We start from the raw sequence: 20,635 nt of genomic DNA on the forward strand, positions 1-20,635 counted from the left end.
TACCATACCACCAGCTGAAGCAGCCGCTGCGCACCGTCGGCGCGCTGCTCGACGCAAAGTGGGTGCACCCCAACCGGTCGGCCAAGGCACACCTGCAGTGGATGGCGGCGGCCAACTCGCTGCCCGCGTCGCGCGTCGACGAGGTGCTGCGCCTGGTGGGCCTGAGCGAGGTCGCGAACAAGAAGGCGGGCGGATTCTCGCTCGGCATGTCGCAGCGGCTCGGCCTGGCCGGCGCGCTGCTGGGCGACCCGAAGGTGCTGCTGTTCGACGAGCCGGTCAACGGTCTCGACCCCGAGGGCATCGTGTGGATCCGCAAGTTCATGCAGAGCCTCGCGGCGGAGGGGCGCACCGTTCTGGTGTCGAGCCATCTGCTGTCCGAGATGTCGCTCACCGCAGAGCATCTGGTGGTGATCGGCCGCGGACGGCTGATCGCGGACACCAGCGTCCGGGACTTCGTCGACCGCTCGTCGGATGCGTCGGTTCGGGTGCGCAGCCCGCAGCTCGACGCGCTGCGCAGTCTGCTCACCGCGCAGGGGTTCGCGGTCCGCGAGGACGCCGGGGTCGATCACCAGCCGGCACTGCTGGTGTCGGGCGTCGCGACCGACGACATCGGTGTGCTCGCCGGCTCCAACGGAATCGTCCTGCACGAGCTGTCGTCTCAGCAGGGCTCGCTCGAGGACGCGTTCATGAAGCTCACCGGTGACGACGTGCAGTACCACGCTCAGGTCGCCGGACAGCCCGTCGACGCTGCGCAGAACATGGGAGGTGCGCTCCGATGAGCGTGTTGAATGCAGAACGCATCAAGCTGACGACCACGAAGTCACCGATCGCGGTGCAGTTCGGCGCCATGCTGGTGATGATCATGTCGGCGCTCGCGGTCACCACCGAGTACCGCTTCGGTGTCATCCGCACCTCGTTCCTGGCCAGCCCGAATCGTTCGGCGGTGATCGCAGGCAAGGCGCTGCTGTTGGCGGGATTTGCGGCTGTCCTCGGCCTGGTCGTCGCCCTCGCGGCGTTCTATCTCGGCCAGGCCGCTTCGGGCCTGACCATCCCGCTCGGTGACGGCGACAACGCCCGCATCGTCCTCGGTGTGCCGATCTACTTCGCACTGGTCGCGGTCTTCGCGGTGGGTGTGGGCACGTTGATCCGCCAGTCGGCGGGTGCCATCTCGCTGGTGTTGCTGTGGCCGCTGGTGATCGAGAGCATGGCGACGGTGATCCCGAAGGTGGGCAAGTACATCGGCGAGTTCGGTCCGTTCAACAACGCCACATACTTCCTCGGACAGCAGAACGGCGGGCAGTTCGACTTCCACTGGGGTCCGTGGGGCGCGCTGGTGTACTTCGCGGCGTTCGTGGCGGTCGTCTTCGGCACAAGTCTGGTCGTGGTGAACAAGCGCGACGCCTGACACTTCCACGATCGGAAGCCCTTCCACGTCGGGTCGGGACACCGATCCTGCCGCTGAACAGGTTTGTCTGCTAGCCGCGACGACAGTAGCGAAACGCTCGGCTGGGGTGTCCCAGCCGAGCGTTCTACGTGGGCGGTTGTTGAGTTCGGTAGTGACAGCGTCGAGATGCGCGCGGGAGTGACCTTCCAGGCTAGTTCCTTTCGGGAAGTACTGGCGCAGTAGCCCGTTCGTGTTCTCGCTCGTCCCGCGCTGCCAGGGCGAACGAGGATCACAGAAGTAGACGGGAATGTCGGTGGCGGCGGTGAATTCATGGTGCAGGTTCGTCTCGGAGCCCTGGTCCCACGTCACCGACCGCTTCAAGTGCGCCGGCAGATGCCCGATGGTCCCGGCGATTGCGTCCCGGACCCGGTCGGCGGTACGGCCGTGGGGCAGGTGGACGAGCATCACGTGGCGGGTGGAGCGTTCGACGAGGGTGCCGATCGCGGACTGGTTGTTCTTCCCGACGATCAGATCCCCTTGCCAATGCCCGGGCACGGCCCGGTCGTCGACCTCGGCGGGGCGCTCGCTGATCAGGACCATGGGGGCCGCCATCCGCTGCACCCGCTGCGGCCCGCGGCGCCGCCGGCGAATCGTCCGTCCAGTACGCAGGAATCGAGCGACCTCGCGGTGCAGTTCGCCATGGCCTGCTGGTAGAGGGCCGGATAGATCATTTCGTGGCACACGTGCATCTCCGGACGGTCGGGGAAGTCCCGGCGCAGCCTGCGCATTATCTGTTCCGGACTCCACCTGACGTTCAGATATTCCTGCACCACCTGCCGTAGCGCTGGCTGCGCGGCGAGCTTGCGGGTCTTCGGCCGCGGCCGGCCGGCTGCGGCCCGGGCCTGGGCGGCGTGCGGCCGGTACCGGCCGGCTCCCACATGTTCATCGGTGGCTTGCCCGACGGTGAGCCCACACCGCGGAGATCGCTACCAAAGCCCAGCCCGCGAGAGCAGTGACCGAAGCCGGCCAGTCAAACACGAAGTGCTGAACGTGAACATCGTTGGAATGGGCATACGTACAGCTCGCGCCGACCACAGGCAGCCACGAACGCGTTGCCTTATAGACAGGACCCCCGTCGCTGACCGAGTCCTGGACACTGACACAAAGATCGGTCGCTGAACTTCCGACGCCGAGGAATGACAAGGCACCGAACCCGACCAGCACCGACACCACACCGGCCGCCGCTAGAACCGCCGGCAGCCACGACGCTCCCCTCACACGAACCCCCATCACATCGTGCCGGCCCGGGCGGAACACGTCATCTGCCCAGGTCACGAACGATATACCGTGCCATCATGCCCACAACCCTGCGCCGCGCAATCCGATACGGCGCCCGCGCCCTCGCCGCAGTGTTCGCCGCCGGGATCCTCTACACGATGTTCGTCTACCACAGCCTCAACATCTTCACCCCACCCGAACGCCTCGAATCCCTCGGCAGGACCTACCAACTCGGCAACCTTCCCCCACTCACTCGTGAAGAGATCCACCAGCGACACCCACCCAGCCACCGCGAGTACTACACCCTCGAACACGTCAGCAACCTCTGGCCCCGCCACCCCGTCTACCAATTCCAGAACGACACCATCCGAGGCCAAGCCACCACCAGCGCCTACCTCAAATGGGGCGACCACTACATCACCTACAGCCTCTCCGGCGCACCCTAAGACCCACCCGGGACATCTCGTCTCCCCTGGTCAAGGCAAAGAATCGGCCCCCACACCCGAAAGGGTGTGAGGGCCGAGCCGCACCGCGCGAACGCGATCGGTGAGACTGACAAACGGGACCGGCCCGCTTCCGACGAGCCGTCCCTCCTGCATCAGGTCTGGTCGAACAGCAGCGCCGCCGCGTCGTGCTCGACGGGACGGACCGCGATCCCCTCACGCTCGACGCCCGTGAACCCCGCGTCAGACAGGGCCGCGCCAGATCCACACCCTCCAGATCGATTCCGGGAGAGCCACGTTCACCGTCGCCCGGTGACGCGAGACCTCGGTCCACACGATCTCCACCGTCTGCATCCTCGTGTTCATCGGCCTACTCCTTCCCCCACCCGCCGTCCGGTTCCCAGCGGTCTTCGAACCATTCCGCATACCGCCGCCGGCGTGATGGGCACGTCAGGCCGGCGAACAATTGCCGTCTATGGCGGGGACCTTCAGCAGGGGCTCTCGTCACCGTGGTTGTCGATCCCCAGGTCAGGACGGCGGGGATCTGTCATCCACAACGACCTGAGTCTGCAAACCATGAATCCGGCCGTCCACCACCTCGATCCCGGTTACCCGCGTGATCCGTCGTACCCGGCGTGCACAATGACTTGCGTGACATTGAAGGAAACGCAGGGACCGGGGCACGGCGTGGATTTCGCCGCCCTCGCCGCGTATGTGAAGCAGTACCGCGCCGGTGGCTACGACGTCGACACCGTCACCGAGTCGGTGTGCGCGAAATGCGGCGGACGAGCCTTCGCGATCGGCGTAGACGACGAGGCGGGTTGTGCCGAACGTCTCTGCGTGGCCTGCGACGACGCCGTCCTGATCGCCGACAGCGTGGACCACTGGCCCGAGGCCGAACCGTCCCAGTGCGAATGCCCTTGTGGCGGGGACGAGTTCGCCGTCGCGGTCAGCTTCGCCCCGGTCGGCGACGGGAGCGACGACGTGCGCTGGGTGAGCATCGGGCTGCGGTGTCTGCGAGACGGGATGCTCGGCGTGTACACGGACTGGAAGATCGACTACAGCCCTTCGGGCCACCTGCGAGGCATGGCGTAGGCGGGACGTACCCGAAGGGCGTCGCCGGACCGAGCATCCGCGCCCGGTCCCAAAGACGCCTCGCCCATCACGGCGTCCAAGTCGCGGCGACCGCCTGCAGGAGACGCACCCCAATCGGCACCGACGCGCGGTCACGCCTGTCGCGGGCCGTCGAGCTCGATGTACAGCGTGTCGGACCAGTAGCCGAGACCGAGCTCGCGGAGGGGTTCCTCGCTACTCTCCTGCGACGGCGTGAACACCCGCTGCCAGAAGTTCGGCTTGGCGGGTGCGAGCCTGACCAACGCCGCCTCCATCTCTGTGTCGATGTCCGCCAGCCCAGCCATCAATGTCCGGCCCTGGTCAGCGAACGGCTCGTCGTCCATGTCGAAGACCTCGCCACATTCGAGGACGAAATGGTGGTCGGGTTCGGTGTGGCTGCGCAGGAACCGCAGCGCATCCTCAGCCATCGTGCCGAGGCCGGGGTGGTCGATGCGGCCGAGGAAGCCGTCGAGCCGGGCGATGCCTGGGCCGCAGCGGGCCGTGACTGCGATCAGGTCGGGGGTTTCGTCCCAGATCATCGACTGGCGGGCACGGGGGTCCACGGAGACGAGGATCCGTGGGACCAACGGTATCGCGTACGACCACTCGGAGATGCCGGCGAGGCGATGAACGCGTGCAGCTGCCGGATCTTCCTGAGGGCAAAAGGGAGTGGTGTAGAGATACGTGCGGTTGGCCACGGCCGCTTCCTGTCTGTGGTCGGATCGGTCGACGAGCCGAGTCTAAGCGCGCAGTGTCGGTCGAACCCCTAGGTGGTCGGCGGGTTGGTCGGTGGCGCGGTGGCGGGCTGCGAGGTTCAAGGGTCGGCAGGCCCGTCGAGAAAGTTCGCGGTTCCGTCGTCCGCGTAGCGGCGGTGACGCGCCGAAACCCGCAGCAGGAATCGACCGTCGTCATCATCCCCGATGACGAACAGAAGTGCCGGCACGGGGCGGCCGGATCGGCCACGGCGTGATCATCGGCAGCTGACTTTCAGTAGAACCGTCCACCGTGGTCCGGACAGAGGTTGCACCGCGTGGACGCGCTGGACGCGACGCCGTCGATCTCGAAACCATTCTGCTGCAGAAGATTTCGAACGACAGCTCTCTGAACTAGCGCGGTGTGAGCCTGGTGCACGCCCGGCGCAGCATCGACCGCACGACCACCGGGTGGACGACGCTGACGGGCGCGAAGTAGACGCGGCCGCGCCAGCCCTTCAGCCGCACAACCGTCGTCAGGCGGACGAGTCGCGTCTCGGTGTCGACCGCGACACCTGCCCGGAAGTCGAGGTGTCGGTCGTCGACGGAGATCAACGCCTCACCGTCCTGCATGCACGACACAGCGAAGATGTCGCGGCCCGCGCGGGGCACGCCGATCAGCGGGACTACCAACTGGCGGACCGCCATGGCGATACGAATCCACACCGGGGTCGATCCGCCTGCGAACACCGCCGCGGCCCACACCCGCGGATCGTCGGTGGCGCCGAGCGGTAGTGGCGCCGCGACCACGTCGACGAAGTCCGGACGGGGAATGTCCTCGAGCGCAAGGGACCAGAACGCGGGACGCGGCATAGCGCCATCGTCCCCCCGACGCCCTGTCCCGGTCCAGACCGAACCACAGCTGCCACCGGCCGTGTCGCGAAGACCGCGCTCCGACTGGTGACGGTCAGGGGACTGTCCACATGCCGGCGCCGGGCAGGGTTGTGAGAGCCGGGTATCCGGGAGAACCGTCCGCGCCGTAGCGCCCCGCTGAATCGTATGACCGCGCCAGCCGCGCGGGCTGCGTGACCCAACCTGTCGCCGGTTCGTCCGGCAGTCCCTAGGGTGGGCTCGTGAAGTTACGACGACCTCTGCCCCCCGCCACCCGACGCACCCGGACACTGCTCCTCGCCGCGATGATCGCGATGCCGATGGCGTCCGGAATCTCGGCACCGGCCCTCGCATCAGTTCCCACTGCTCCCGCGGCAGATCCCGCGGCGGCGACTCCCGCTGCTCCGGAACGGCAATCCGTCAGCGAGCGCTACGCGGCCACCGGCACCCACGCCGTCACCTCGGTGGCGGTGCCCGGATATCAGGTGTTCCATCCCGCCGACATCGCCACCAGTCCCGACCGCCATCCCGTGGTCACCTTCGGCAACGGAAGTTACGCGACGTACGAGCAGTACGAGGAGTTGCTACGCCACCTGGCCTCCTGGGGCTTCGTCGTCGTGGTCGCCGACAGCAGCGTCACCGGCGACGGGACCGAGATCCTGGCTGCAGCGCGCTACGTCCTGGCACAGAACGAGAATCCGGAGAGCATCTTTCACGATCGCATCGACGTCGCACATGTCGCCGCCGTCGGACATTCGCAGGGCGCCGGGGGATCGATCAATGCCAGCACCGACTCCGACGGACTCATCACCTCCACCGCCGTACTCGACCTGCCCGACCCCTGGTGGGCCACTCGGCCCGTCGACGTGATCGACGTGGCTCGGCTGACAGGTCCGGTGTTCTACCTGACAGGGGCCGAGGATCCGGTCTCGACGGCCATACCGCAGGCCGCCTACCACGCCGTGAGCCCGGGGCCCGCGGCCCGCGGCCGCCTGCTGGGGGTGGGGCACAACTGGCCCACCGACGGAGGTGGATTCCGCGGGTACCTCACCGCGTGGCTGCGCTTCACCCTCACCGGAGACACCGACGCCGCGCGCGCCTTCGTCGGTCCGGCACCGGAACTGTTGGCCGATCCACGGTGGGACGGGACTGCGGTCAAGGGTTGGTGAATCGACCATTCCGGGGTGCGCGGCGCTTGTCTTGGAGGTGAAGTCGAACTGATCGGATTCGGTAGTGTGGAGCCTCATGGGTTCCGGATCGGTGGCCGTCTGTGAAGTGATCGCCAACTTCGCGCAGTGGAGCGCGGACAGGCGTTTCTCCGCACTACGATCCTTGGTTCCCGAGGATGACGACGGACCCTTGCTGGCCTCATTCCTGCTCGCGGTTGCGGCCGATGTGTCAGAGGACGACTTGGTGAGGATCGAAGCGGTGCGGGTCTTCGAGATCCTTCAGATCGATGACGATTCCCTTGCCGAGAGATGCCGCACAGCGCTGATCCACCTAGCCCGGACAGACGACGATTGGGATGTCCGCAACGCCGCTGGTTGCGCGGTGTTCGACCTGCCCGGCGCCGAGCGCGAACTCGAGACGATGCGCTCCATGATCGCAGCGGAGCAGGAGGGCTTCGTGCGCGAGAATGTCGGAGCCGCACTGGACATGTTCCTCCGGCGCCGTGATTCCGCCTGGGGCGTGTCTGACAAATAGGCAGGGTTCAGGTGGGATGCTCCCATCGGGACGGGGCGATGCGACGGAGGTCGGGAATGGCCGCGACTTGCAATCGCAGTGAGGGCGAAGCGCCAGGCCGAGATTCCGGCACCGGTGTGAGGGAGGGATCAGGATGTTCGGCAGGATGGTCGGCAGGATGTTCGACAGGACGTTCGATTCGAAGAAGCTCAACGATCTGATGGAGCAGCTCAGGCCCGACCTGAGTCCGGAATCGCTCGGCGTCGGGCCCGACTTCCCGGGCGTCGCCCCGAACCCGCTCATGAGCAGTGATGCATCGAAGCGCAATGCGGAACTGCGTACGGGCGCGCTTGCGCTCGGCGTTCTCGTCGACTGGCGGGAGGTCAACAGCAATCCACGCGTGGTCCTGATGTTCGACGTGGAGACCGCCGACGGCATCTCGTTCCGCGGCATCGCAGACGAAGCCCTCACGATCACCGAGCTCACCCGACTCGCCCCAGGACAGACGTTGCCCGTGCGCTACCGGCCGGCCGTCATGGACCACTACGTCGCCCTTGCCCGGGACGCGGACCCCGCCCACGTGCAGCAGCTCTCTGACGAGATCGCGAGCCGCAAGCGGACCTGACCCGAAGCCATTGGCCGGAACACTAGTTCTATCCGCTCGACGCCTGAACGCACACCCACCTCGCGCCGGTAGCGTCGGGCGGATGGAACTCGTCGTCACGTCGGACACCGGCACGATCGGGGACCTGTACGCGCTGGCGAACGAGCTGCAGGAGGCAGGAGATGCCTTCGCCGTTGCCACGCCAGCGGTCGCCGGGACCCTCGTCCTCTGCCTGAGATGCCTGCCCGCGGACGTCGGCCGGCGGTCCTTCACGCGCTTCGAGCGCTCCGAGCCCGCGCTGCTCGTCGACCTGTGTGTGACGGAAGAAGCGGTCGACGGACTCACCACGGCGCAACAGCGCGAGGCACTCGGCGAATTGCTCCGCGAATGGATCGGAAAAGCGTCCCTGTCCCGGTCCGCACCATGGTCCCGGAACCAGCGGGCCGAACTCCGACATGGGGCGGAGCAGTTGCTGGTTCGGCTCGGCTGGCTCGTCGGTCCACGTGTCCGCGCGGCCGAGCTGTGCAGGGCCGATCACCCGTTGGACGAGATCGCCGAGGCGACGGGGCTGGACCTGGACGAAGTCGAGAATATATTCGCCGATACGACCTCGCCGGATTGACACCCACGGACCCGATCGCTGTCGTCCATGGTGATCCATCGACACACGGATGATCCCGTCCGTTCTCGCGGAGTACCGGGTTATGGATTGGTAGACATGACAGTTCGTGTCGGTTTCGCACTGATCCGCTGACCGGCGTGCGGACGCGTTAGGCTCACGAGGTGATTGCCGCACCGCGTCGCATCCCTCGGGGAGCAGAGCTGGAACCGTTGCTGCGCTGCTACGGGTACCGACTCACCCGTGCCGGGACGGTCAAAGGCGCCGACCCGTCGCGTGATCCCGAGGATGTGGTCGCTGCGGCGAGATTGGGGTGGCCCGTGCATGCGACGGAGCGGTGGACCCCGTCAGAGATCGTCGAGCGCACGACCGCGGCGGCCGACTCCCTCGATCCCGACGCGGTGCTCGCGGCCTTCGTCGCGGGGCTGGGAAGCGCACCACGTGGCCGCCAGACGGTGATCTCCTACGGTTGGGCACAGTTCCTCGACACCGCACCCAAGGGCACCGGCGGAATCCCGGACTGCGGCCTCGACCCGCTGCACGACGCGGGATACGACGTCGACGTCACGGAGACCTTGTTGCGGCTCGCGCTCGGTTGGTCATGGAACGAACTGCCCGAGAAGTACCTACCCGATCTGGAAGCCGCAGTCGCGGAGGGGCTGCCGCTGCCGAACGAAGAGGACAGGGAACGGGTCCGCGCACTGTTGGACGTCGTCCGCGCGCAGCCCCCGGGAACACGGCCCAGCGAACTGGAGAAGGCCGTTGCGCGGGCGAAGATCGTTCCCGGCACAGACAAGTACCAGCGGTACGGCATCCTCATCGGGCTCTCCGAGATCGGCGTTCTGCCCAGCCCCGTCCTTGCCCCGATGTGGGACCGGTTCATCGGCAACACCGAGCGGCACGCCGCCTACCACTCCGTCCAGAGCGGCCCGCGCTCCGACATACCGGTCCCCCTCGCAGGGTGGCGCGGCGGCCTCGACGAACGCAGAGCACAACGCCTACTGGACGTCTGACGCCGGTGCACGCGTCATCCCGTTGAGCGCACGGCGTTCGGGACTCCGGATAACGCGTCGGCATGAAGATCGGCAGGCAATCGTCATTCCGATCGCCGCAACAGACGCAGCGAGCGCCCCGTGCGTTCGAGGTTGCGGTCGACCACCTGCTGGTCACGCTCACCGGCCGCACCGAGACCCGGCATGAGCCTGCGCAGCAACGGTTCCCACTCCGCGCGCTTCTCCGGGAAGCACTTGTCGAGGACGTCTGCCATGAGCGGCGGTGCGACCGAAGCGCCCGGCGAGGCACCGAGCAGACCGGCGATGGTTCCGTCCGCACCGACGACGACCTCCGTCCCGAAGGTCAGCACTCCGATCCTGCGCCGATCCGGTTTGACCAGCTGGGCGCGCTGGCCGGCCTGCGCCACACTCCAGTCCGCCGGATCGGCCCCGGGACAGAAGCGTCTCAACTGACTGAACTTGCGTCGGCGCGAGGCGAACAGCTCGGCGATGAGATAGCGCACGAGCGGCAGGTTCTGGATTCCGACCGCCACCAGCACCGCGACGTTTCGGAACCGGATGGTCGTGAACAGGTCGGTGAGCCTGCCGCGCTCGAGGAGCCTCGTGCTGAAGGTGGCGTACGGACCGAACATCAGCGAGGCTTGGCCGTCGACGACCCGCTTGTCGAGATGCGGCACCGACATCGGCGGGGCCCCGATTGCGGCCTGCCCGTAGACCTTCGCGTCGTGCCGGCCGACCACGGCGGGGTTGCCGGTGCGAAGGAACTGGGCGCCGAGCGGGAACACCGCATAACCGCGCACCTCGGGGATCCGGGCCTTCTGCAGCAACTTCAGCGCATACCCACCGGCACCGACGAAAACGAAACGCGACCTGATCCGGAAGCGGCGCCCGGACGCACGATCAGACCCGGTGACGGTCCAGATGCCGTCCGACCCGCGCGCGAGGGAGGTCACCTCGTGCCGCAGGTGCACCCGCGCCCCACCGCTCGTCATCACCCGGACGAGCGTGTGGGTGAGCGCCCCGAAGTCGACGTCGCTACCGCCCTCGTAGCGGGTCGCCGCGACCGCCTCGGCATCGTTCCGTCCGTCCATCAGCAGCGGCGCCCACTCTCGGACGGTCTCGGGATCCTCGGTGTACTGCATCGCCGCGAACAACGGTAGGTGCCGCAACGTCTCGAATCGCTCACGCAGATAGGCGATGTCGCGTTCACCGAACACGACGTCCATGTGCGGCGTGGGATTGATGAACGATGCCGGGTCGTGCACGTCACCGTCCTCGACGAGCGACGCCCAGAACTGCCGCGAGAGGTGGAACTGGCGGCCGATGTCCTCGGCCTTCGCCGGATCACCGGCATCGGGCATGTAGTTGAGCTCGCACAGCCCGGAATGGCCGGTCCCGGCGTTGTTCCATGCGTTCGAGCTTTCGCCTGCCAGTTCCCCGAGACGCTCGAGCAGCGCGACGGACCAGTCCGGCTGCAACTTCGCCAACAGTGCACCGAGGGTCGCGGACATGATGCCGCCGCCGACGAGGACCACGTCGAGAACCTCGCCTCCGTGCCCGGTGTCCGATCCCCCGCCACTCGCCTGAACCATGCCGTGCCCCTCTCCTCGCCGGTATGTCAGCAAGGCTGCCCACGCGCAACTCATCCGTCCAATGATGATCTGGTGACTTTATGATCCGAATATGGATGAATCACTGCCCGGYGAGGTCGACGCCGTCGCGCCTTTGCTCGCTGCCTTCGATGCGGCCGCGGAAGAAGGGCACGTAACCCGCGCATCCGAACTCCTCGGCGTACCGCAGTCGTCACTCAGCCGACGACTGAAGACCCTGGAGAAGACGCTGGGCGTGCAACTGTTCCAGCCGGCCGGCCGCCGAATCGCCCTCACGTCGCAGGGGCGGGAACTGTTCGAGCGGACCCACGGCCTCGTCCGGGCACTCGACGATGCGGTCGCGGCGGTGCGCAGCAACGCGGATCCCGAGAGTGGGCTCGTGCGATTCGGTTTCCCGCTGACACTCGGCCCGGTGAGCATTCCCTCCCTGCTCGCCGACTTCCACACCACCGCGCCCCGGATCCGGCTGCACCTGACGCAGGACCACGGGAACGCCCTTGCCGCGATGGTCCGCGACGGCCGACTGGACCTGGCGGTGATGATCCCCTGCCCCGACGACCTGCCCGCCGCCGTGCTGGGACACCAGCGCCTCCTCCTGCACGTCGCTCGCGGACACCCGCTCGCCGCCCGCAGGCGCGTCGATCTCGCCGAACTCGCGGACGAGCCGTTCATCGCGAGTCCGCCGTCGTACCACCTTCGCAGGATTCTCGACTCATCCTGCGCGCGAATCGGATTCGCGCCGCGTGTGTCGTTCGAGATCACCGAGTTCGAGACGATCCGGGCTCTCGTTGCGCACGGGCTCGGCGTCGCCGCACTGCCGGCCGCCGAATCCCCGCACCCGGACCTGGTGGCAATTCCCCTGAGGGGCGTGCCCGATCGGAGCATCGGGCTCGTGACCGGCCACTACCGGCCCACTCCGGCCGTGACGCGACTCCGCGACCACATCGCCGCCCACGCAAGTGCGTTCGCGGCGGGCAAGCACCCCTAGAGCGTGCCCCCTAGCGGGGTGCGAGGTGATGCCCCAGCAGCAGACCGAGCTGGTCCTGTGCCGCAGCGAAGGGTTCACTCGACTTGAGCGCGCGACTCTGGACGATCGCACCCTCGATGACCGACAAGAGCAGTCCCGACATCGAACGCGCGGTCGAGTTGTCGAGCCCGCTCCGAACCATGCCGCCGGAGAGCAATGCCGTCCACTCGGTGAACGCGTGTCCGGCGGCGGACTGGACCGCCGGATCGAGCTCGTCCAACGCCGCCGCCATCATGAACGAGCCCAGACGGTAGTCACTGGATTCGAGAGGATCACGCCAGAATGCGAGCAGGTCGTCCAACCATCGGTCGATCGACGGCGCGGTCGGCAGCCGTTCAGCCATCGCACTCAGATGCGAACCGACGACCCTCGACACGATCCGAGTGGCCGTCTCCACGACCTCACTCTTTCCGGCCGGGAAGTGCTGATACAGCGAGTTCCGCGACGTATTGCTGCGTTTGAGCAGCTCCGCCAGTCCGGCACCGTGCACCCCGAGCTCCTGCACCATGGCAATGGTGCTCGCGAGGAGTCGAGCGCGCGGGCGTGCTGTGGTCATTCGAGCCTCTTTCGGTTGTGTGGACCGATCGGTTCATGTTAGATCTGAAGCATGTGAACCGATCGGTCCACATGGAGAGGATGCCGTGCCCGCCCCCATCGCCACCGCACAGCCCGTCGCCCACGCAGCCCTTCTGGGCCTCGGCGTGTACCGGCCGCGACGTGTGGTCCCCAACTCCGAGATCGTCGACCGCATCGACTCCTCCGACGAATGGATCCGGACCCGTTCCGGAATCACGGCCCGTGGCTGGGCCGAGCCCGACGAGACCATCGTCTCGATGAGCGTGGCGGCCGCCCGCGACGCGCTCGCCGCCGCGGGTCTGGTGGCCGAGCAGATCGACGCGGTCGTGCTGGCCACCTCGTCGCAGATGGTGCTGGGGCCGTCGGCGGGGGCGGTGGTGGCGACGGAACTCGGTATGCACGACACCGCCGCCTACGACATCTCCGCCGGGTGCGCGGGCTTCTGCTACGCGCTCGGCAACGCCGCGGGTCTCGTCCGCGCAGGGCAGGCCCGCCATGTCCTGGTGATCGGTGTGGAGCGGCTGTCCGACCTGCTCGATCCGACCGACCGGACGTGCGCGTTCATCTTCGCCGACGGTGCCGGCGCGGTCGTGGTGGGTCCGTCCGACGCCGAGGGAATCGGTCCGGTCGCGTGGGGTTCGGACGGAAGCCAGACCGCGGCGATCAAGCAGGACAAGGACTTCAAGCAGTACTTCGCCGAGGTCGAGGCAGCCGAAGCCGACGGGGGCCGCACCGAGCGGCCGTACATCCGGATGAACGGTCAGGCCGTGTTCCGTTGGGCGGTCACCTTCCTGGAGAAGGCGTGCCGCGACGCACTGGAGAAGTCCGGTGTCGCGGCCGACGACCTGGACGCCTTCGTGCCGCACCAGGCCAACAGTCGCATTACCGACGCACTGATCCGGACACTGGGACTACCTGATACCGTCGCGGTCGCTCGGGACATTGCCGAAACCGGCAACACCAGCGCGGCGTCGATCCCGATGGCCATGGAACAGCTTCTGCGTTCCGGCCAGGCCCGCCGCGGCGACACGGCGCTGCTGCTCGGCTTCGGCGCCGGACTGGCCTATGCCGGACAGGTCGTCCAACTACCCCCGATCGTGACCGGAGACGGGCTCGGATAGCGTCCCAGCCGCCCCGGACAAGGCCGGATGCGGTGCTCGGGGATCAAGAACGGGAACAGCGCCCTCAGGTCGGCGGCACCAGGTGCGCACCGATCACCCGCCCGACGAGACCCTCGAGCACGGCATCGCCGGCGACCAGTTGCAGACTCCGGTTCGCCACGAGGACAGCGGTTCCGTGCAGGGACACCCAGATGGCAAGTGCGCGATCGCCCGCGTCGGTGTCGTTCGACGCGTCCTCGACGAGCCCGTGCAGTGCGGCGAAGAGTGGCAGGGTCGTCGCGCGCAGGTTCTCCCCGGCACCCTCGAGCAGGTCGTGCCGGAACATGAGCTCGAACATCGCCGGCCGGTCGCGGGCGAACTCGACGTAGGCGATCCCGAGCGCGACGAGTCGATCTCGCGCAGGGGCACTGGATCCGTCGAGCGACGGGCGCAGCCGCACCGCGAGGTCCGAGAATCCCTCGACAGCGATCGCGGCGAGCAGCGCGTTGTGCGTCGGGAAGTAGCGCCGCGGCGCTCCGTGTGACACCCCGGCCCGCCGGGTGATCGCCCGCAGGCTGACGCCGGACGCCCCCGCCGCCTCGAGCAATTCGACACCGGCAGACACCAACTCGTCACGCAGCGAACGCACCGTCTCCATGTAGACAGTGTCTACCATCGCGCTACGATCAAGCGAGTAGACACTGTCTACTCGAGTGCGGGCGGGAAAACAGGAGGCTGATGTGTGGTATCGACTGTTCAAATACGTGCTGATCGGACCCGTTCTCCGGGTCCTCGGTCGACCGACGATCGAGGGTGCGGAGCACATCCCGACGAGCGGTCCGGTGATCCTCGCGGGCAACCATCTCGCGGTCGTGGACTCCTTCTTCCTGGTGCTGATGGTCCGGCGCCGCATCACTTTCGTGGCGAAGCGCGAGTACTTCACGGGCACGGGGATCAAGGGCAGGTTTCTCCGTTGGTTCTTCACCGCATCCGGGCAGGTCCCGATCGACCGTGGCGGTGCCGACGCCGCCGCGAGCGCGCTGCGGGCCGCGCGCGACATCCTCGAGGCCGGTGGCGTGTGGGGCATCTACCCGGAAGGGACCCGGTCGCCCGACGGACGGCTGTATCGCGGGAAGACCGGCGTGATGCGCGTTGCGCTGGCCACCGGTGCGCCGGTCGTTCCGGTCGTCGTCCGTGGGACCGACACGGTCAACCCGCCCGGCACCCGCGCGTGGCGGCCCGGCCGAGTGCGGATCACGATCTGCCCACCGGTCGATTTGTCTCGCCACCACGGCGGGCTCGGCCCCACCGACGGGTCACCCCACCCAGCGCGGTCCGCCACGGACGAGTTGATGCGCGTCCTGCACCGCCACTCGGGCCAGGAGTACGTCGAGATGTACGCCGCGGACTACAAGCGTTCCGATCGGGTCACGACGCCGCTCGAACAGTGATCCTGACGTTCTTCATGAGCGGCTGGTCACTCTGCGTGCTGTAGTCACCGATGGCGCACAGCACGTTCATCTCGGGCATGTACCCGGCCGCGCTGCCACGAGGGATGTCGTACGGAATGGCGGTGTAGCCGTGCAGGGAGCGCGTGCTGCCGTCGCGGGCGATGCTGGTGATGTCGACATCGTCGAACTTGCCGATACCGCGCTCGCGCATGTCGTCGGCGTTCATGAAGATCAGCGTGCGCAGGTTCTTCACACCACGGTAGCGATCGTTGTCGGAATAGATGGTGGTGTTCCACTGGTCGTGCGAGCGCATCGTGCAGAGGACCAGCCGGTCCTCGGCGGGGACGACATCCGGCAGTGTGGCGGTGGAGAATTCGGCCCGCCCGGAGGGGGTGTCGAAGACCAGTTCGCGGGCGGGTTGGCGGATGCGGAAGCCCAGGGGCAGGCGCACTCGTCGATTGAAGTCCTCGAATCCGTCGAGCACGTGGGACATGGTGTCGCGGATCCGGTCGTAGTCCTCGACGTACCGCTCCCACGGCGTGGCGCTGTCGGGCAGGGCGGCGCGGGCGATGCCCGCGACGATAGCCGGCTCGGACAACAGGTGCGGGGACGCGGGCCGCTTCATCCCGATCGACAGGTGCACCATGCTCATCGAGTCCTCCACCGACGTCGCCTGGACACCGGCGCGCTGCTGGTCCTTCTCGGTGCGACCGAGGCAGGGCAGGATCAGCGCATCGCGGCCGTGGACCAGGTGGCTGCGGTTGAGTTTCGTGCTCACGTGCACGGTCAGTCGGCACTTCTGCAGCGCCGCGAAGGTGTACGGGGTGTCGGGAGCGGCCAGCGCGAAGTTCCCGCCCATGCCGACGAAGACCAACACGTCGCCGCGGTGCATGGCTTCGATGGTGCCGACGGTGTCCAGTCCGTGGCGTCGGGGCGGGTCGATCTCGCAGACCGCGGCGAGCCGGTCGAGGAACTCCCCCGTCGGACGATGATCGATACCGCAGGTCCGGTTGCCCTGGACGTTGCTGTGACCCCGAACCGGTGAGGGCCCGGCGCCTTCCCTGCCGAGGTTTCCACGCAGCAGCAGCAGGTTGACGATCTCGCGGGCGGTGTCGACGCCGTGATCGTGCTGGGTGACGCCCAGGCACCAACTGAAGATGCTGCGGTCGGCCTCGCAGTAGACCAGCGCCGCCTTGCGGATATCGGCGCGAGCGACCCCGGACTGGTGCTCGATCTCCTCCCACGACGTCGCCTCGCACAGGGCCCGGTACTCCGCGAACCCGGAGGTGTGGCGCTCGATGAACTCGGTGTCGAGAGCTTTCGGGTCGGTGCGGGCCTCGTCCAGGACGACCTTCGCCATCCCACGGAGCAGCGCCATGTCGCCGCCGATGCGTGGCTGCAGGTTCAAGGTGCTGGTGGGGGTTGATCGGAATGAAGCCATGGCCAGGAACTCGTGCGGAATGATCGCGCGCCGGGCCGCGGCCTCGATCAGCGGATTGATGTGCACGATCTGAGCGCCCCGCTTGTAGGCCTCGACAAGTGAGGTCAGCATTCTCGGCGCATTGGAGGCCGCGTTGACGCCCATGACGAACAGCGCGTCCGTGACCTCCCAATCCTTCAGGTCCACCGTTCCCTTGCCCGTGCCGAGGGACGCTTGCAGGGCGCGGCCGCTCGCCTCGTGACACATGTTGGAGCAGTCGGGCAGGTTGTTCGTGCCGAGCTCGCGGGCCAGGAGTTGATACAGGAACGTTGCCTCGTTGCCGAGCCTGCCCGAGGTGTAGAAGGCCGCCTGATCGGGCTCGTCGAGTTCACGCAGGGCCCGGCCGACGAGGTCGAAGGCATCCGGCCAGCTGATCGGAACGTAGCGGTCGGTGTCCGGGTCGTACCGCATCGGCTCGGTCAGACGGCCCTGATCCTCGAGAGCGGCGTCGCTCCACCGCGACAGCTCGCCGACGGTATGCGCCGCGAAGAAGTCTCGGCCGACTCGTTTGTGGGTCATCTCCCAGGTGACGTGTTTGATCCCGTTCTCGCAGATGTCCAGGTGCAGGCCCTTGAGATCGTCCGGCCAGGCGCATCCCGGGCAGTCGAAGCCGCGGCCCTCGTGATTCATCCGCATGATGCCTCGCGGCCCGTCGAGGAACTCACCTTCTCGGGCGAGCACGCGGCCCACGCTCTTGGCGGCGCCCCAGCCGGCGGCCGGGTGGTGGTACGGCCGGAACCGGAAGGGGGCTGATTCGCCACTGCTGCCGGCCGTCGGGTCGGTCTTCTCGTTCTCGGATTCCGCGCTCATGATCGGTACGCTCCTGACGCGAACGGATCGGTCGAGGTTCGGTGACTACTCACGAAGAGCCGGATAGCACGCCAGGACGGTGCCAGCGGCGGATGCCGAGGAGTCTATCCCGAAGGCCGCCCGCCCGGACCCGATCCGACCGCGCAGGGCTCCTCGCCGAGACGATCTCCGCGACCGGCTAGCGCTCGACGGGGACGTCCGGCTTCGATTCGTCCGCGGAAAGTTCGTGATCCGAGATCCCGAGATCGTCGTACGGGCTCAGGGACACGAGGAGAAGGTAGATCAGTGCGGCCGCAAGGGGCTGCAGGATGAGCACGATCGGCGTCACCAGCCCCGGTGCCGCGGCGACGACGTCACCGACGGTCGGGGAATCGACGTCCGGGAAGCGCAGCTGCGCGACACCCATGCCCACGAGCGCCGCGACGCCCGCGCCCAGCCCGGAACCTCCCACCAACGCGGCCAGCGCGGCCGGACCCCGGGAGCGGCGCATCCCCCACACCGCGACGGCCGACAACACCCCGAGAACCGAGCCGATTCCGGCGAAGATCGCGATCGCGTCGAAGCGGTGCAGGCTCTCCGTGGTGAGCACCACGCCCCGGTCCTCGGCGACGACGAGCATCCGGACGGGCGGCGCCAGGAACGCCCACACGACACCTGCCGCGGCGCCGAGGATGGCGAGCCACCACACGATCCGCAGGGCTGCGCGCGGACGCGGGCGTCGAGATGTCGTCACATCGTGCGACGTTACCTGCGTCCGAGAAGAGCGGAGTCGAGGACGCCGTGGCGCGAGCACTTCGCCCACCACCCGTCCGGGCTGACCTGGACGATCATCCGTCGACCGCACTGCTCACAGAATCGCGGCGGCTCGAGCCCCAGTTGTGCCGCCGCGGGCACCTCGTCATCGACACCGACGACGATTCGGTGCCCGGTGAACGGGTTGTAGCGCTCGTCGCCCATCGCACCGGCCTCGCTCACAACGTCAGAGGGTGGCATTGAGTGCCTTGATCGGCATCTCGAGATCCACCAGCAGATCCAGATCGCTCTCGGCGGGACGGCCGAGGGTCGTCAGGTAGTTGCCGACGATGACGGCGTTGATTCCGCCGAGCATGCCCTGCTTGGCCCCGAGGTCACCGAGAGTGATCTCACGTCCACCGGCGAACCGGAGGATCGTCCGCGGCAGCGCGAGACGGAAGGCGGCGACGGACTTGAGGGCCTCGCTCGCCGGCAGCACATCCAGATCCCCGAAGGGTGTGCCGGGACGCGGGTTGAAGAAGTTCAGCGGCACCTCGTCGGGTTCGAGGGCGGCGAGGTTGGCCGCGAACTCGGCGCGCTGCTCGACGCTCTCCCCCATGCCGAGGATGCCGCCGCAGCACACCTCCATGCCCGCCTCGCGCACCATCCGCAGCGTGTCCCAGCGCTCATCCCACGTGTGGGTGGTGACGACGTTGGGGAAGTAGGACTCGGCGGTCTCGAGATTGTGGTTGTAGCGGTGCACACCCATGGCCGCGAGCTGATCGACCTGCTCCTGGGTGAGCATGCCGAGCGAGCACGCGATCTGGATGTCGACCTCGTTGCGGATCGCCTCGATCCCGGCGGCGACCTGGGCCAGCAGCTTCTCGTCGGGCCCGCGAACCGCCGCCACGATGCAGAACTCGGTGGCACCGGTCTTGGCGGTCTGCTTCGCCGCCTCGACCAGGCTGGGGATATCCAGCCACGCGGACCGCACCGGGGACTGGAACAGACCGGACTGCGAACAGAAGTGGCAGTCCTCGGGGCACCCACCGGTCTTGAGGCTGATGATTCCCTCGACCTCGACCTCGGGGCCGCACCACTTCATCCGCACGTCGTGCGCCAGGGCCAGCAGCTCCTCGAGCCGGTCGTCGCCCAGCCGAAGCACCTCGAGCACCTGGTCCTGCGACAGCGCTTCGCCGCGCTCGAGCACCTGATCACGGGCGGTGGCGAGAATGTCGGTCCGCTCGGGGGCCTGGGTCACTGCAACTCCTCGGGTTCGAACAGCCCGCAGGAGCGGGCCGGACGGATACAGCAACATGATCGACGTCACGAATTGAACGCCGTACAAGTTGAACGGCGTTCACGTTAGAGCTGCGGTCGATTAGTGTCAAAGGAAACCCGCTCGAACGGCCGATCGAAGTAGGAGAAGTCAGTGCAGCTACGACGCGGCGACGTCCTCGACGGCGCAATGGCGATCCTCGACGAGTACGGCCTCGCCGACCTCACGATGCGCCGGCTCGCGACCTCGCTCGGCGTCCAGCCCGGCGCGCTCTACTGGCACTTCCCCAACAAGCAGACCCTCCTCGGGGCGATGGCGGACCGCATCCTCGAGGACGTCGACGCGCCGGTGTCGTCGACGCAGTGGGACGACGGCATCGCGGAGTTGGCCCACCGCCTGCACAGCGCGCTGCTCGCCCACCGCGACGGCGCCGAACTGGTGGCCGCGACCTACGCATCGCGGATGACGTCGAACCTGGCCCGCGAGAGCTTCGTCGGTGCCGGGATCCGCGCCGGCCTGCCCCGTCCGTACGCCGAGCTCGCCGCCTACACGCTGCTGTACTTCGTGCTCGGACACACCGTCGACGAGCAGTCCCGCGCACAGTTGGAGGCGATGGGCGCACTCACTCGGTCCCCCGCCTCGCCCGACACCGAGACGGGCGCCGACCTCGGCTCCGACGACGAACTCCTCGACGGCGATCCGGCCGTCCGCTTCGACTTCGGTCTCGGCCTGTTCATCGACGGCGTCCGGGCTCGACTCGGCGAGCCTGCGGCCCGCGCCTGACCGCCTGCGCCCGCCCCTACATTCGGAAAAAATCGCAATTCCGTCTGCGCCCGAGTTCCTTTCACCG

At 67.6% G+C, this 20,635-nt stretch carries 23 protein-coding genes and 1 pseudogene; 13 read left to right on the top strand and 11 right to left on the bottom strand.

From position 1 onward, the window contains the following. Window positions 1–779: ATP-binding cassette domain-containing protein (locus tag AB4Z09_RS14740; protein ID WP_442240074.1), on the top strand; the 779-nt coding region annotated here is incomplete at its 5' end. Further along, window positions 776–1,405: an ABC transporter permease gene (locus AB4Z09_RS14745; protein WP_442240075.1), complete on the top strand. Its 630-nt coding sequence runs from the start codon at window positions 776–778 to the stop codon at window positions 1,403–1,405. The genes AB4Z09_RS14740 and AB4Z09_RS14745, both read left to right, overlap by 4 nt. Before the next feature lie 72 nt (window positions 1,406–1,477). Here AB4Z09_RS14745 and AB4Z09_RS14750 read toward each other — a convergent pair. Then, window positions 1,478–2,319: pseudogene (locus AB4Z09_RS14750) on the bottom strand (IS30 family transposase); the annotation flags it as partial. A 420-nt stretch (window positions 2,320–2,739) separates the two neighbouring features. On the opposite strand from AB4Z09_RS14750, the gene AB4Z09_RS14755 reads away from it, so the two are divergent. Beyond that, complete coding sequence (locus AB4Z09_RS14755) at window positions 2,740–3,108, top strand: hypothetical protein (protein WP_174910731.1); 369 nt, start codon at window positions 2,740–2,742, stop codon at window positions 3,106–3,108. Window positions 3,109–3,348: 240 nt separating this feature from the next. Here the strand turns inward: AB4Z09_RS14755 and AB4Z09_RS14760 are convergent, their stop codons facing one another. Then, window positions 3,349–3,471, bottom strand: a complete 123-nt coding sequence (locus tag AB4Z09_RS14760; protein ID WP_302675455.1) for a hypothetical protein — start codon at window positions 3,469–3,471, stop codon at window positions 3,349–3,351. Window positions 3,472–3,756: 285 nt separating this feature from the next. On the opposite strand from AB4Z09_RS14760, the gene AB4Z09_RS14765 reads away from it, so the two are divergent. After that, window positions 3,757–4,200, top strand: a complete 444-nt coding sequence (locus tag AB4Z09_RS14765) for a hypothetical protein (protein WP_217487133.1) — start codon at window positions 3,757–3,759, stop codon at window positions 4,198–4,200. A 131-nt stretch (window positions 4,201–4,331) separates the two neighbouring features. Here the strand turns inward: AB4Z09_RS14765 and AB4Z09_RS14770 are convergent, their stop codons facing one another. Next, window positions 4,332–4,916 carry a DUF7822 domain-containing protein gene (locus AB4Z09_RS14770; RefSeq protein ID WP_442240076.1) on the bottom strand — a complete coding sequence of 195 codons (585 nt, stop codon included), beginning with the start codon at window positions 4,914–4,916 and terminating at the stop codon, window positions 4,332–4,334. Between the two features lie 408 nt (window positions 4,917–5,324). Beyond that, window positions 5,325–5,783, bottom strand: a complete 459-nt coding sequence (locus AB4Z09_RS14775; protein ID WP_442240077.1) for a DUF2867 domain-containing protein — start codon at window positions 5,781–5,783, stop codon at window positions 5,325–5,327. A gap of 260 nt (window positions 5,784–6,043) precedes the next feature. On the opposite strand from AB4Z09_RS14775, the gene AB4Z09_RS14780 reads away from it, so the two are divergent. From AB4Z09_RS14780 to AB4Z09_RS14800, 5 genes are all read left to right on the top strand, one after another. Next, window positions 6,044–6,970 (top strand): poly(ethylene terephthalate) hydrolase family protein, encoded by a 927-nt coding sequence (locus AB4Z09_RS14780; RefSeq protein ID WP_254622530.1) that lies wholly within the window; start codon window positions 6,044–6,046, stop codon window positions 6,968–6,970. 76 nt (window positions 6,971–7,046) lie between these two features. Continuing rightward, window positions 7,047–7,505: a HEAT repeat domain-containing protein gene (locus tag AB4Z09_RS14785; RefSeq protein ID WP_174910739.1), complete on the top strand. Its 459-nt coding sequence runs from the start codon at window positions 7,047–7,049 to the stop codon at window positions 7,503–7,505. A gap of 157 nt (window positions 7,506–7,662) precedes the next feature. Next, on the top strand, window positions 7,663–8,109 hold the full coding sequence (locus tag AB4Z09_RS14790; RefSeq protein ID WP_174910742.1) for a hypothetical protein: 447 nt from the start codon (window positions 7,663–7,665) through the stop codon (window positions 8,107–8,109). 82 nt (window positions 8,110–8,191) lie between these two features. Further along, window positions 8,192–8,710: a hypothetical protein gene (locus tag AB4Z09_RS14795; protein WP_174910745.1), complete on the top strand. Its 519-nt coding sequence runs from the start codon at window positions 8,192–8,194 to the stop codon at window positions 8,708–8,710. Window positions 8,711–8,871: 161 nt separating this feature from the next. Continuing rightward, window positions 8,872–9,720 (top strand): hypothetical protein, encoded by an 849-nt coding sequence (locus AB4Z09_RS14800; protein WP_174910747.1) that lies wholly within the window; start codon window positions 8,872–8,874, stop codon window positions 9,718–9,720. An 83-nt stretch (window positions 9,721–9,803) separates the two neighbouring features. Here AB4Z09_RS14800 and mqo read toward each other — a convergent pair whose 3' ends face one another. Further along, the gene (gene mqo, locus AB4Z09_RS14805) at window positions 9,804–11,312 is read right to left on the bottom strand and encodes a malate dehydrogenase (quinone) (protein WP_174910750.1); all 1,509 of its coding nucleotides are present in this window, start codon (window positions 11,310–11,312) and stop codon (window positions 9,804–9,806) included. 91 nt (window positions 11,313–11,403) lie between these two features. Here mqo and AB4Z09_RS14810 point away from each other — a divergent pair, with 91 nt between their 5' ends. Continuing rightward, window positions 11,404–12,318 (top strand): LysR family transcriptional regulator, encoded by a 915-nt coding sequence (locus tag AB4Z09_RS14810; protein WP_174910753.1) that lies wholly within the window; start codon window positions 11,404–11,406, stop codon window positions 12,316–12,318. Between the two features lie 10 nt (window positions 12,319–12,328). Here the strand turns inward: AB4Z09_RS14810 and AB4Z09_RS14815 are convergent, their stop codons facing one another. Next, the gene (locus AB4Z09_RS14815; protein ID WP_114724487.1) at window positions 12,329–12,913 is read right to left on the bottom strand and encodes a TetR/AcrR family transcriptional regulator; all 585 of its coding nucleotides are present in this window, start codon (window positions 12,911–12,913) and stop codon (window positions 12,329–12,331) included. 85 nt (window positions 12,914–12,998) lie between these two features. Here AB4Z09_RS14815 and AB4Z09_RS14820 point away from each other — a divergent pair, with 85 nt between their 5' ends. Beyond that, a complete protein-coding gene (locus AB4Z09_RS14820; RefSeq protein ID WP_114724488.1) occupies window positions 12,999–14,054 on the top strand; it encodes a beta-ketoacyl-ACP synthase III in 1,056 nt (351 codons plus the stop codon). 64 nt (window positions 14,055–14,118) lie between these two features. Here AB4Z09_RS14820 and AB4Z09_RS14825 read toward each other — a convergent pair whose 3' ends face one another. Further along, window positions 14,119–14,709: a TetR/AcrR family transcriptional regulator gene (locus AB4Z09_RS14825; protein ID WP_217487134.1), complete on the bottom strand. Its 591-nt coding sequence runs from the start codon at window positions 14,707–14,709 to the stop codon at window positions 14,119–14,121. A 64-nt stretch (window positions 14,710–14,773) separates the two neighbouring features. On the opposite strand from AB4Z09_RS14825, the gene AB4Z09_RS14830 reads away from it, so the two are divergent. Then, a complete protein-coding gene (locus AB4Z09_RS14830) occupies window positions 14,774–15,484 on the top strand; it encodes a lysophospholipid acyltransferase family protein (RefSeq protein ID WP_114724490.1) in 711 nt (236 codons plus the stop codon). On the opposite strand, the gene AB4Z09_RS14835 is transcribed toward AB4Z09_RS14830, so the two are convergent. From AB4Z09_RS14835 to bioB, 4 genes are all read right to left on the bottom strand, one after another. Continuing rightward, window positions 15,462–17,774: an FdhF/YdeP family oxidoreductase gene (locus AB4Z09_RS14835; protein WP_174910755.1), complete on the bottom strand. Its 2,313-nt coding sequence runs from the start codon at window positions 17,772–17,774 to the stop codon at window positions 15,462–15,464. The genes AB4Z09_RS14830 and AB4Z09_RS14835 overlap by 23 nt on opposite strands. Before the next feature lie 178 nt (window positions 17,775–17,952). Beyond that, window positions 17,953–18,507 carry a DUF2567 domain-containing protein gene (locus tag AB4Z09_RS14840; RefSeq protein ID WP_254622531.1) on the bottom strand — a complete coding sequence of 185 codons (555 nt, stop codon included), beginning with the start codon at window positions 18,505–18,507 and terminating at the stop codon, window positions 17,953–17,955. A gap of 11 nt (window positions 18,508–18,518) precedes the next feature. Further along, the gene (gene bsaP / locus AB4Z09_RS14845; RefSeq protein WP_114724492.1) at window positions 18,519–18,767 is read right to left on the bottom strand and encodes a biotin synthase auxiliary protein BsaP; all 249 of its coding nucleotides are present in this window, start codon (window positions 18,765–18,767) and stop codon (window positions 18,519–18,521) included. Then, window positions 18,754–19,767 (bottom strand): biotin synthase BioB, encoded by a 1,014-nt coding sequence (bioB, locus tag AB4Z09_RS14850; protein ID WP_114724493.1) that lies wholly within the window; start codon window positions 19,765–19,767, stop codon window positions 18,754–18,756. The genes bsaP and bioB overlap by 14 nt, the downstream gene beginning before the upstream one ends. A 171-nt stretch (window positions 19,768–19,938) precedes the next feature. On the opposite strand from bioB, the gene AB4Z09_RS14855 reads away from it, so the two are divergent. Next, window positions 19,939–20,568, top strand: coding sequence for a TetR family transcriptional regulator (locus AB4Z09_RS14855; RefSeq protein WP_174910758.1), 630 nt, complete (start codon window positions 19,939–19,941; stop codon window positions 20,566–20,568). Window positions 20,569–20,635: the final 67 nt, after the last annotated feature.

It is taken from the genome of Rhodococcus sp. TAF43, from assembly GCF_052113525.1.
GTDB lineage: Bacteria > Actinomycetota > Actinomycetes > Mycobacteriales > Mycobacteriaceae > Prescottella.

Bases quoted from the DNA above. Each gene is read 5' to 3' on its own strand.
- AB4Z09_RS14745 (WP_442240075.1), top strand. From the start codon at position 776: ATGAGCGTGTTGAATGCAGAACGCATCAAGCTGACGACCACGAAGTCA.
- AB4Z09_RS14755 (WP_174910731.1), top strand. From the start codon at position 2,740: ATGCCCACAACCCTGCGCCGCGCAATCCGATACGGCGCCCGCGCCCTC.
- AB4Z09_RS14760 (WP_302675455.1), bottom strand. From the start codon at position 3,471: ATGAACACGAGGATGCAGACGGTGGAGATCGTGTGGACCGAGGTCTCG.
- AB4Z09_RS14775 (WP_442240077.1), bottom strand. From the start codon at position 5,783: ATGCCGCGTCCCGCGTTCTGGTCCCTTGCGCTCGAGGACATTCCCCGT.
- AB4Z09_RS14785 (WP_174910739.1), top strand. From the start codon at position 7,047: ATGGGTTCCGGATCGGTGGCCGTCTGTGAAGTGATCGCCAACTTCGCG.
- AB4Z09_RS14790 (WP_174910742.1), top strand. From the start codon at position 7,663: ATGTTCGACAGGACGTTCGATTCGAAGAAGCTCAACGATCTGATGGAG.
- AB4Z09_RS14795 (WP_174910745.1), top strand. From the start codon at position 8,192: ATGGAACTCGTCGTCACGTCGGACACCGGCACGATCGGGGACCTGTAC.
- mqo (WP_174910750.1), bottom strand. From the start codon at position 11,312: ATGGTTCAGGCGAGTGGCGGGGGATCGGACACCGGGCACGGAGGCGAG.
- AB4Z09_RS14815 (WP_114724487.1), bottom strand. From the start codon at position 12,913: ATGACCACAGCACGCCCGCGCGCTCGACTCCTCGCGAGCACCATTGCC.
- AB4Z09_RS14825 (WP_217487134.1), bottom strand. From the start codon at position 14,709: ATGGTAGACACTGTCTACATGGAGACGGTGCGTTCGCTGCGTGACGAG.
- AB4Z09_RS14835 (WP_174910755.1), bottom strand. From the start codon at position 17,774: ATGAGCGCGGAATCCGAGAACGAGAAGACCGACCCGACGGCCGGCAGC.
- bsaP (WP_114724492.1), bottom strand. From the start codon at position 18,767: ATGCCACCCTCTGACGTTGTGAGCGAGGCCGGTGCGATGGGCGACGAG.